9 protein-coding genes and 1 pseudogene are annotated in these 10,190 nt (G+C 64.4%); 6 read left to right on the top strand and 4 right to left on the bottom strand.

All coding sequences use genetic code 11. The features are described from left to right. The 3 genes from HMPREF9696_RS22255 to HMPREF9696_RS11350 all read left to right on the top strand — a co-directional run. Positions 1 to 165, top strand: a 165-nt coding sequence (locus HMPREF9696_RS22255; RefSeq protein ID WP_002713147.1) for an ACT domain-containing protein, incomplete at its 5' end; no start/stop codon positions are given. Between the two features lie 166 nt (positions 166 to 331). Beyond that, positions 332 to 2,020, top strand: coding sequence for a methyl-accepting chemotaxis protein (locus tag HMPREF9696_RS11355; RefSeq protein WP_002713146.1), 1,689 nt, complete (start codon positions 332 to 334; stop codon positions 2,018 to 2,020). Positions 2,021 to 2,370: 350 nt separating this feature from the next. After that, positions 2,371 to 4,059 (top strand): methyl-accepting chemotaxis protein, encoded by a 1,689-nt coding sequence (locus tag HMPREF9696_RS11350; protein ID WP_002713145.1) that lies wholly within the window; start codon positions 2,371 to 2,373, stop codon positions 4,057 to 4,059. Between the two features lie 147 nt (positions 4,060 to 4,206). On the opposite strand, the gene HMPREF9696_RS11345 is transcribed toward HMPREF9696_RS11350, so the two are convergent. The 3 genes from HMPREF9696_RS11345 to HMPREF9696_RS11335 all read right to left on the bottom strand — a co-directional run bounded on the left by HMPREF9696_RS11345 (position 4,207) and on the right by HMPREF9696_RS11335 (position 6,875). Continuing rightward, positions 4,207 to 5,193 (bottom strand): Bug family tripartite tricarboxylate transporter substrate binding protein, encoded by a 987-nt coding sequence (locus HMPREF9696_RS11345; RefSeq protein ID WP_002713144.1) that lies wholly within the window; start codon positions 5,191 to 5,193, stop codon positions 4,207 to 4,209. 136 nt (positions 5,194 to 5,329) lie between these two features. Beyond that, positions 5,330 to 6,277 (bottom strand): DMT family transporter, encoded by a 948-nt coding sequence (locus HMPREF9696_RS11340; RefSeq protein ID WP_002713143.1) that lies wholly within the window; start codon positions 6,275 to 6,277, stop codon positions 5,330 to 5,332. Positions 6,278 to 6,413: 136 nt separating this feature from the next. Next, positions 6,414 to 6,875 carry an ester cyclase gene (locus tag HMPREF9696_RS11335; RefSeq protein ID WP_002713142.1) on the bottom strand — a complete coding sequence of 154 codons (462 nt, stop codon included), beginning with the start codon at positions 6,873 to 6,875 and terminating at the stop codon, positions 6,414 to 6,416. A gap of 51 nt (positions 6,876 to 6,926) precedes the next feature. Here HMPREF9696_RS11335 and HMPREF9696_RS11330 point away from each other — a divergent pair, with 51 nt between their 5' ends. Further along, positions 6,927 to 7,412, top strand: a complete 486-nt coding sequence (locus HMPREF9696_RS11330; protein WP_002713141.1) for a MarR family winged helix-turn-helix transcriptional regulator — start codon at positions 6,927 to 6,929, stop codon at positions 7,410 to 7,412. Positions 7,413 to 7,427: 15 nt separating this feature from the next. Here HMPREF9696_RS11330 and HMPREF9696_RS11325 read toward each other — a convergent pair whose 3' ends face one another. Next, positions 7,428 to 8,357, bottom strand: coding sequence for a DMT family transporter (locus HMPREF9696_RS11325; protein ID WP_040301386.1), 930 nt, complete (start codon positions 8,355 to 8,357; stop codon positions 7,428 to 7,430). Between the two features lie 222 nt (positions 8,358 to 8,579). Between HMPREF9696_RS11325 and HMPREF9696_RS11320 the strand changes: the two genes are divergently transcribed. After that, positions 8,580 to 9,872, top strand: coding sequence for an adenylosuccinate synthase (locus HMPREF9696_RS11320; RefSeq protein WP_002713139.1), 1,293 nt, complete (start codon positions 8,580 to 8,582; stop codon positions 9,870 to 9,872). An 89-nt stretch (positions 9,873 to 9,961) separates the two neighbouring features. Further along, positions 9,962 to 10,190 (top strand): annotated as a pseudogene (locus HMPREF9696_RS11315) (hypothetical protein); the annotation flags it as partial.

The raw sequence follows: 10,190 nt of genomic DNA, 5'->3' as shown, positions 1-10,190 counted from the left end.
GATGCCGGCGTCAACATTGCGACCTTCAACCTCGGCCGTCACAAGCAGGGCGGCGACGCCATCGCGCTGGTCGAGGTCGATGGAGCCGTGCCCGCGCCCGCAGACGTGCTGGCCAAGACCCTGACCCTGCCGCATGTCAAGCAGGCCAAGGCGCTGACGTTCTGACTCCGACATCAAATATCGAGACGAAACGGGCCGGAGTTTTCTCCGGCCCGTTTCTTTGTGCATGCCTATTTTGCAAGCGGTACATGGGTAACCAAGCCGAAAGGAAATTTCGGTAACTGATGTGGTGAATCCGTGCAGAAGCGCGGTCCCGCATCGGAGAAGCCCCGTGAAATTTTTGAAGAATCTTCCGATCACCCCCAAGCTCGGTATCCTGGTGGGTGTCGCTGTCGTTGGTCTGTGCGTTGCCGGCGTGTTTGCCGCCTACATGATGAAAAGCGAGCTTTTGAGCGCGCGCATGGAGCAGACCCACGCGATCGTGGATACCGCGCGCAACATGGCGATCGGACTGCAGAAGCAGGTCGAGGCGGGCAAGCTGACCAAGGAAGCCGCCATTGAGGAATTCCAGCGCCGCGCGCTGACCATGACCTACGACAAGGGCAACGGCTATCTGTTCGCCTACACGATGGATGGCATCACGATCGCCACGCCGGATCCGAAGAAGATCGGCAGCAACCAGCTCGATGTCGAAACTGCGGGCCGCAAGCTCGCGCGCGAACTGCGCGACGGCGTCGCCGCCAAGGGCGAAGTCACGCTGCGCTATGAATACGAGAAGCCCGGCACCAAGGAGCTGATCCGCAAGGTGTCCTATGCGGTGGCGATTCCCGGCTGGAACATGTTCGTCGGCACCGGCGCCTATCTTGACGATCTCGATGCCAAGCTGATGCCGATTGTCTGGGCGCTCGGCCTTGCCATTCTCGCCATCGCCGCCTTCGCCGGCGCGATTGCCTGGCTGATCGGCCGCAGCATTACCGTTCCGCTGGGTCAGCTCGGCGCCCGCATGCAGTCGCTGGCCGACGGCAAGCTGGACGACGATATTCCGGCGCTCGACCGCCGCGACGAGATCGGCAAGATGGCGGCGACGGTTCAGGTGTTCAAGGACAACGCCCTGCGTATCCGCGGTCTTGAGGAGCAGGAAGCCGAGCGGCAGAACCGCGCGGCGGCGGAGCGGCAGGCGATGATGAACAACATTGCCAGCACCTTCGAGAGCAGCGTCAACGGCATCGTGCGTTCGGTGGCGGCTTCGGCGGCCGGCATGCAGACCACGGCGCAGTCGATGACCCATTCGGCGTCGGACGCCAGCTCGCGCGCGGCAACCGTCGGCGCGGCCTCCGAGAAGGCCTCGAACGACGTCGGCACTGTGGCGGCTGCCGCGGAAGAACTGTCCAGCTCGGTCGCGGAGATTTCGCGTCAGGTCAACCAGTCCAACGAGATCGCCAGCAAGGCCGTTGCGGATGCGGAACGCACCAACGCGACCGTGCAGGTGCTCTCCAGCGGCGCCGAGAAGATTGGCGAGGTGGTGCAGCTCATCCACTCCATCGCGGCGCAGACCAACCTGCTCGCGCTGAATGCCACCATTGAAGCCGCACGCGCCGGTGAGGCGGGCCGCGGCTTTGCGGTCGTCGCGTCGGAAGTGAAGGCGCTGGCCAACCAGACCGCCAAGGCGACCGAGGAAATCTCGGCGCAGGTCGCGGCCATGCAGGCCACCACCAGCGACGCCGTGGTGTCGATCGGCGGCATCACCGAAACGATCGCGCGCATGAGCGAGATCACCATGAACATCTCCAGCGCCGTCGAAGAGCAGGGCGCTGCGACCCGCGAGATCGCACGCAACATCCAGTCGGTGGCGGCGGGATCGAGCGAAATCAGCACCCACATCGGCGGCGTCAGCGAAGCGGCTGCGGCGACGGGCAATGCGGCGTCGGACGTTCTCACCAGCGCTCGCGATCTCGACCAGCAGTCGGGCATGCTGCGCACCGCCGTGGACGAATTCCTCGGCAAGGTGCGGGCGGCCTAACCCCTTATCCCTCCCCTCGGGGGGGGGATGACCGGCGCAGCCGGTCAGGGTGGGGGCCTGTGTTTCAAAGCGCGTGGCTGTCTTTGACACCTGAGATTCACCCCCACCCGACTGGCCCTCATGAACAGATCAGGGCCAGCCGCTCTCCCCGCAACGGGGCGAGATGAAACCTCGCGGCTGGCACGGCCGCTGCAATCACCTCATCGCACTGTTCTCGGCGTTTCACCGGCATGCCTGCCGGTGCGACATCCTGCGCCGGCGCGCGGGTAAGAAAGAGTCAACGCTCTTCCCCTAAAAGAAGTGAATTCTTACTTCAGGCGCATTCCGCGCCATTTCCCCGGAGAAGCCGCGTGAAATTTCTCAACAACTGGCCTATCGCCCTGAAGCTGGGCGTCCTGGTGGGTGTCACTCTGATTGGCCTGTGCGCCGCCGGTCTGTTCGCTGCTCAGATGATGCGGACCGAAATGTTCAGCGCGCGCACGGAGCAGCTCCGCGCCATCGTCGATTCGGCGCGCAACATGGCGATCGGATACCAGAAGCAGGTCGATGCCGGAAAGCTGACCAAGGAAGCTGCGGTCGCGCAGTGGGTCGAGCGCATCCAGAGCATGACCTATGACAACGGCGCGGGTTATCTGTTTGCCTACACGATGGACGGCATCGCGGTCGCCGTGCTCAACCCGAAGCAGATCGGCACCAGCCATCTCGACAATGTTGTGAACGGCCGCAAGTCGACCCGCGAAATGCGCGACGGTGTTGCCGCCAACGGCAATGTCACGATCTATTATTCCTGGCAGAAGCCCGGCCAGAGCGAACTGTCGCCGAAGGTGTCCTATGCCGCCGGCATTCCCGGCTGGAACATGTTTGTCGGCACCGGCGCCTATGTCGACGACCTCGATGCCAAGCTGATGAAGATCGCGATGGCGCTGGGCGGTGCGATCCTGGGCATCGGCGTGATTGCGGGCGCGGTGGCATGGCTGATCGGCCGCAGCATCACCCGCCCGCTCGGCTTGCTCGGCCTGCGCATGAAGACACTCGCCGGCGGCAAGCTCGACGAGGAGATTCCGGGCCTTGGCCGCCGCGACGAGATCGGCGCCATGGCGCAGACGGTGCAGGTGTTCAGGGATGACGCGGTGCGCATGCGTGAGCTGGAAAGCGCCGAAGCCGAGACGCGCCAGCGTGCGGCGGAAGAACGCAAGTCCGCGATGCATGCCATCGCGCTGGAATTCGAGGGCAGCGTCAACGGCATCGTGCGTTCGGTGGCCTCATCCGCCGCCGGCATGCAGAGCACCGCGCAGTCGATGACCCATTCGGCGTCGGACGCCAGCGCGCGCGCGGCGACGGTGGGGTCGGCGTCGGAGAAGGCGTCGAACGATGTCGGCACCGTGGCCGCCGCCGCGGAGGAACTGTCCAGCTCGGTCGCGGAGATTTCGCGTCAGGTCAATCAGTCCAACGAGATCGCCAGTAAGGCGGTGGCCGACGCGGAACGCACCAATGCGACGGTGCAGTTGCTCTCCAGCGGCGCGGAAAAGATCGGCGAGGTGGTGCAACTCATCCACTCCATCGCGGCGCAGACCAACCTGCTCGCCCTGAACGCCACCATCGAGGCGGCGCGCGCGGGCGAGGCGGGCCGTGGTTTTGCGGTCGTTGCGTCCGAAGTGAAGGCGCTCGCGACCCAGACCGCGAAAGCGACCGAGGAAATCTCGGCGCAGGTCGCGGCCATGCAGGCCACCACCAGCGACGCGGTGACCTCGATCGGCGGCATCACCGAAACGATCGCGCGCATGAGCGAGATCACGGTGAACATTTCCAGCGCCGTGGAAGAGCAGGGCGCGGCGACGCGGGAAATCGCGCGCAATATCCAGTCGGTGGCTGCGGGATCGAACGAGATCAGCCATCACATCGGCAGTGTCAGCGCCGCGGCTTCGGCGACCGGCGATGCTGCCTCGGTCGTTCTCACCAGCGCCCGCGATCTCGATCAGCAGTCAGGTATGCTGCGTCTGGCGGTGGAAGAGTTCCTCGGCAAAGTTCGGGCGGCGTAACTTTTCACCTCTCCCCGTTACGGGGAGAGGTCGCGAGCCTTCGGGCGACCGGGTGAGGGGCGTTTGTTTTCGTGCTCCGCCCTTCACCGGAGTTTCGCTGCGCTCAACTCCGATCTCTCCCCGCGAGCGGGGAGAGGCGCGAAGCTCTCACTGCTTCTCGATCTTGGCGTCGCGGATCAGCTTTTCCCACACCACAAGCTGCTCTTTCAGGAATTTCTCAAAGCTCTCGGGCGTGCCGGAAAACGCTTCCATGCCGCGCTCCGCGAGTTCCTGCTTGACGCTCGGCGTCTCGACGATCTTGCGGATTTCGGCATTGAGCTTCGTGACAATGTCCTTCGGCAGGTTGGCCGGGCCGAGATAGCCCTGCCATGAGGTGATGTCGAAGCCCTTCACCCCGGCCTCATCCATGGACGGCAGTTGCGGCAGCAGCGCGGAGCGCTGCTTGGTCGTCACCGCCAGCGCCTTCAGCGCGCCGCCCTTCACATGGGGCAGGCCGGTGAGCACGTCCACGAACATCATGCTGACGCGGCCCGCGATCACGTCGGTCAGCGCGGGAGGCGAGCTCTTGTAGGGCACATGCAGCAGGTCGATGCCCGCGAGCGTGGCGAAGGTTGCGCCGGAGACGATGGCCGACGAACTGCCGCTGGCATAGGAGTACTTGCCGGGCTCTTTCTTCGCCAGCGCGATCAGGTCGGCGACCGAATTGACCGGCAGCTTCGGGTCGATCACCAGCATGAAGGGCAGGTCGCCGGTGCGCGCGATCGGGGTGAAATCCTTGATCGGATCGTACGTCATGTTCTTCAGCAGATACGGATTTGCCGAATGCGACGTGTTGGTGGTGACGAAAATGGTGTAGCCGTCCGGCTCGGAGCGCGCGACGTAGCTCGCCGCGATCGAGCCGTTGGCGCCGGGCTTGTTCTCGATCACGATCCCGGTGCCGAGCGCCTTGCCGAGGTCCTTGGAGATGATGCGAGTGGTGGTGTCGGTGCCGCTGCCCGCCGCGAAGGGCAGCACCAGGGTGATGTTCTTGCCCGGTGCAGGCCAGTTGCCTTCCGCCGATGACGGCCCGGCCGCCAGAACGCCTGCCGCAACCATCGCGGCCAGCGGTGAAATCGCCGATTTCAGAAAGTTCATTGAGTGTCTCCGCCCCTGATCTTTTTTGATATGCGGTCGCCGGAGTGACCTGCGCCGCTTCTTAGGGGGGAGAGATTGCGCGAAGTCGCGCCGGATTACCAGCGAGCGGTCTGGCCGCCAACGCCAAATCCCCGCTTCAGGAGGCGGGGCGTTTGCCCGACGATCCGCGCCGCGATGCGGTGACGATGCCACCCAGCACCAGGACATAGCCGACGAGGTGGAACAGTTCCGGCTTTTCGCCGAGCAGCAGGATCGCCATCACCGAGCCGAACACCGGCACCAGATGGAAGAACGGCGCGGCGCGGTTCGGCCCGATCAGTTCGATGCCGCGGTTGAAGAAGATGTAGGCCAGCGTCGAGGGGAAGATCACGACGAACACCACGGTGGCGATGGTCAGCGTGTCGGGGATCAACAGATTGCCCGCTGCGACCTCCCAGCCGACCAGCGGCAGCAGCATCAAGGCGCCGGTGCCGGTGGTGAAGGCGATCAGCGACAGCGGATTGATCTTCGGCCGCTTGGACATCAGCGCGGAGTACAGCCCGAACACGAACAGCGCGCCCGCGAAGCTGATATCGCCGGAATTGACCTGGATGTCGGACAGCGCGGCGAGATTGCCGCGCAGCACGATCACCAGCACGCCCAGCAGGGACACCAGAATGCCCGCGGCCTGCATCCATGACAGGCGGACGCCGAACAGCATCAGCGCCCACAGCGCGACGAACAGCGGCCCCGAGGACTGGATCAGCAGCGCGTTCAGCGCCTGGGTGTGCTGCAGTCCCCAATAGGACAGGGCGTTGTTGAGCGCGAAGCCGGTCAGCGCCAGCATCAGCAGCAGCGGAATGCGCTTGCGCATCGCCGGCCAGTCGCGCTGCAGGTGCGGCCGGGCAAACGGCGCCACCACGAGGAATGTTCCCGCCCAGCGCAGGAAGGTCAGTGTGAACGGCGGCACATGACCGGCGACATAGCGTCCGAGCACGATATTGGCGGCCCAGAACAGCGCCATCAGGCTCAACAGCACATAGGGCTGATGGGCGAGCCAGGCGATGAACGACGGCTTGCGCAAGGGCGGGTCGACAACGGTCATGAAATCTTCGGGGAAAGAGACCGTTCAGTTGTGCCACGATTTCCCGTGTTCACAACCGCCAATCCCGGATTGCTCCGTTGCGCTGCACGCCCATCAGGCAGGGTAACCTGTCACGCGATCCTCGCAGTAAGGGCCATCATGCGGACATGGTGCTGTAAGGCAGACTGCCGATATCGGGCACTACATTGCTGCCGGTCTGGCGCAGAAGGGAAGCGAGATCGTAGTGAAAGCGCTCGCTGGTCATCAGCCCGTCTTGAAAGCCGACAACCACCACGAAACGCTGCAGGATATCTCGCCCGCTCGCCGGGATTCCGAGAAATTCCCCGACATGACGGCCCTTCCATGCGGCTTCGGCGATGAATGTGTTCTCGTCCGGCCAGCCCGCCGACTGATCCGCCAGCCGCTCGACCGTGACGTCGAAGGTCGTCCACCATTGCCGATAATGGTCCGCCGCGCCGCTGTGCCCGCGCCACACCTGCCCTGTGGCGTGATCCTGGAACACGCAATCCGGATGCAGCGTCGCGAGAGTTCCTTGTAGATCCTGGGCGTTTTCGGCTTCGAGGTGCCGGTATAATAGCTTGGCATTGCGGCTGTTCATGGTACGCTCCATAATATTCGAGTGCTGATATATTGTAAGAGGTCTGATAATATGCGCAAGAGCCCGGCATCCAATTCCGCGCAGGTTCCGCAGATCGGAGAAGCTATGCGCGGCGAGGACGGGCATCTGCCCTACCTGTTGTCGCAGGCTCAGGCCGCCATGCGGCTGGCGCTCGAACGGGCGCTGGCCGATCTCGGCGTGACGCCGCCGCAGTTTTCGATCCTGACCATGATCGATTCCTATCCGGGCCTGTCCGGAGCCGATCTCGCCCGGCTGGCCATGCTGACGCCGCAGACTGTCAACCTGATCGTCAGGAATCTCGAGCGTGACGGCTTGATCGCCAAATCGCCCGACGACATGCATGGCCGGATCCTCCGGCTGCAGACAACGGCTGCGGGGCACGCATTGCGAACCAAGTGCCGCGAACGCGCAAGCCGTGTCGACAAGCGCGTGATCGCAGGTCTCGCCGCGTCGGAAGAAAAGGTCGTCAGGCGGTGGCTTGTTCGGCTCGCGAAGGATATGCGCCCGAACGCCTGAGCGCGTCTGATGGATTCACGCGGTCGTGCGCCGGGTGCTTCCCCGCGCGGCGATGACCACACCCGCCAGCACCAGCGCGTAACCCGCGACATGGAAGAGTTGCGGCCGCTCCCCGAGGAAGACGATCGCCATCACCGATCCGAACACCGGGATCAGATGGAAGAACGGCGCGGCCCGGTTGGCGCCGATCAGTTCGACGCCGCGATTGAAGAACAGATACGACAGGATCGAGGGAAAGATCGCGACATAGGCCAGTGTCAGCGCGTTATCGACGCTCAAGGCCGGGTGATGCCCGTGCAGGATTTCCACGATCAAAGCAGGGATCAGCAGCACCGTCCCGTAGCCGGATGCGAAGGCCACGAACGCCAGCGGATGCATGGCAGGGCGCTTCACGGCCAGCACCGAGTAGATGCCGAACACGGCCATGCCGAGCGTGACGAGGAGATCACCCTTGTTCAGATGGATCGCGGCCAGCGTTTCAGGATGGCCGCGCGACAGGATGGTGAGCACGCCCAGCAGCGAAATGCAGATGCCGATGGTCTGCGGCCAGGTGAGACGGATGCCGAGCAGGACCAGCGACCACAGCGCCACGAACAGCGGACCCGACGACTGGATCAGCAGGGCGTTCAGCGCCTGGGTCGATTGCAGGCCGAGATAGGCGATGGCGTTGTATCCGGCGAGTCCGGTCAGGGAGAGCAGGGTGAGCAGCGGCAGGTGTTTACGGATCACCGGCCAGTCGGCCCGCAGATGCGGCCAGGCGAAGGGCAGGACGATCAGGCAGGCACAGCCCCAGCGCAGCACGGACAGCGCCATCGGCGGAAAATCGGCTGCGATGAAGCGGCCCAGCACGATGTTCCCGGCCCAGAACAGCGGGGCCAGCGACAGCAGCAGGTAGGGCTTGTCCATCAGCCATCGGACGGGAGAGCGCGGGGCTGGTGCGTTCATGGCGGCTGCGGATTCGAGAGATTACGGGGCCGGTCGGGGCTGGCGGGAATTATTTGGGGATATCAATGATTTGCACCTCGTTCAGCGGGGCCGTCAACAGCCGTTGGCGCTTGCGTCCCATGCGCGCATCCGTTATCCGGTGACATGCCTCGCAAGCCTGACCCCTAGCTGCAAGGCGCTGGAGCGCCAGCGGATTTGCGGGTTGCGGGAGATTGTCTGGAAATGGCTAATGTTGTCGTCGTCGGCGCCCAGTGGGGCGACGAAGGAAAAGGCAAGATCGTCGACTGGCTCTCGGAGCAGGCCGACATCGTCGTCCGGTTTCAGGGCGGCCACAATGCCGGCCATACGCTTGTCATCAACGGCAACACCTACAAGCTCGCGCTTTTGCCATCGGGCGTACTGCGCCCCTCGAAGCTGTCGGTGATCGGCAATGGCGTGGTGTTCGACGCGCAGGCCTTTGTCGCCGAACTGGAAAAGCTCCGCTCGCAGGGCGTCGCCATCACGCCGGACAATCTGCGTGTTGCCGAGAACGTCACCCTGATCCTGCCGCTGCATCGCGAGCTCGATGCGATCCGCGAGAACGCCAACAAGGCCACCGCCATCGGCACCACCCAGCGCGGCATCGGCCCGGCCTACGAAGACAAGGTCGGCCGCCGCGCCATTCGCCTGATGGATCTCGCCGATCCGCAGACGCTGCCGCACAAGATCGAACGCCTCCTGACCCACCACAACGCGCTGCGCCGTGGCCTCAATCTGCCCGAGGTCGATGCTGCCGCGCTGCTGAAGGAATTGACCGCGATTGCGCCGCAGGTGCTGCCGTTCGCGGATTCGGTCTGGAACCTGCTCGATCACAAGCGCCGCGAAGGCAAGCGCATCCTGTTCGAGGGCGCGCAGGGCGCGCTGCTCGATGTCGATCACGGCACCTATCCCTACGTCACCTCGTCGAACACGGTGGCGGCGCAGGCGGCGACCGGCACCGGCATGGGTCCGGGCTCGGTCGGTTATGTGCTCGGCATCTGCAAGGCCTACACGACCCGCGTCGGGCAGGGACCGTTCCCCACCGAACTCACCAACGAGATCGGCGAAGAAATCGGCCGCCGCGGCAAGGAATTCGGCGTCAACACCGGGCGCAAGCGCCGCTGCGGCTGGTTCGACGCGGTGCTGGTGCGGCAGACCGCGCGGACCAGCGGTATTCATGGCCTCGCCCTGACCAAGCTCGACATCCTCGACGGCTTCGACGAGATCCAGGTTTGCGTCGGCTACAGGCTGGACGGTAAGGAAATCGACCATCTGCCCGCAGGTGAAGGCGCCCAGGCCCGTGTCGAGCCGATCTACGAGACCATCGAAGGCTGGAAGGAGCCGACCGCCAATGCACGGTCATGGGCCGATCTTCCCGCGCAGGCGATCAAGTATGTCCGCCGCGTCGAGGAACTGGTCGGCTGCCCGATCGCGCTGTTGTCCACCAGCCCCGAGCGTGAAGATACGATCCTCGTGCAGAATCCGTTCGAGGCCTGAATCGGAACACGGTGCTGTTGATTGACGTTTTTTAAGTACAGGGTTCGTCAAGAATCCTGCAAAGTGGGGGCCGGGACAGCAAGGCAAGAATGGCAGATTACTACCCGCTCATAGCCCGTGCGATCTCGGGCCTGGACCCCAGCGCTCCCGCCGAAAGCCGGCGGGCGTTGTATGAGCGCGCACGCACGGCGCTGATTTCGCAGTTGCGCGGTGTGCAGCCTGCCTTGAGCGAAGCCGAAATCACCCGCGAGCGGCTGGCTCTCGAAGATGCGGTGCGCCGCGTGGAGGCGGATGCCGTCCGCCGCGCCGCGGCCGTGA

The sequence above is a fragment of the Afipia clevelandensis ATCC 49720 genome (assembly GCF_000336555.1).
Lineage (GTDB): Bacteria > Pseudomonadota > Alphaproteobacteria > Rhizobiales > Xanthobacteraceae > Afipia > Afipia clevelandensis.
The sequence above is the reverse complement of the archived record's forward strand: the minus strand, read 5'-3'. Positions and strand labels throughout refer to the sequence as shown.

What these genes read in the sequence shown, in the direction of transcription:
- HMPREF9696_RS11345 (WP_002713144.1), bottom strand. Translation starts at nt 5,193, where the DNA reads ATGAACTTTCTGAAATCGGCGATTTCACCGCTGGCCGCGATGGTTGCG.
- HMPREF9696_RS11340 (WP_002713143.1), bottom strand. Translation starts at nt 6,277, where the DNA reads ATGACCGTTGTCGACCCGCCCTTGCGCAAGCCGTCGTTCATCGCCTGG.
- HMPREF9696_RS11335 (WP_002713142.1), bottom strand. Translation starts at nt 6,875, where the DNA reads ATGAACAGCCGCAATGCCAAGCTATTATACCGGCACCTCGAAGCCGAA.
- HMPREF9696_RS11330 (WP_002713141.1), top strand. Translation starts at nt 6,927, where the DNA reads ATGCGCAAGAGCCCGGCATCCAATTCCGCGCAGGTTCCGCAGATCGGA.
- HMPREF9696_RS11325 (WP_040301386.1), bottom strand. Translation starts at nt 8,357, where the DNA reads ATGAACGCACCAGCCCCGCGCTCTCCCGTCCGATGGCTGATGGACAAG.
- HMPREF9696_RS11320 (WP_002713139.1), top strand. Translation starts at nt 8,580, where the DNA reads ATGGCTAATGTTGTCGTCGTCGGCGCCCAGTGGGGCGACGAAGGAAAA.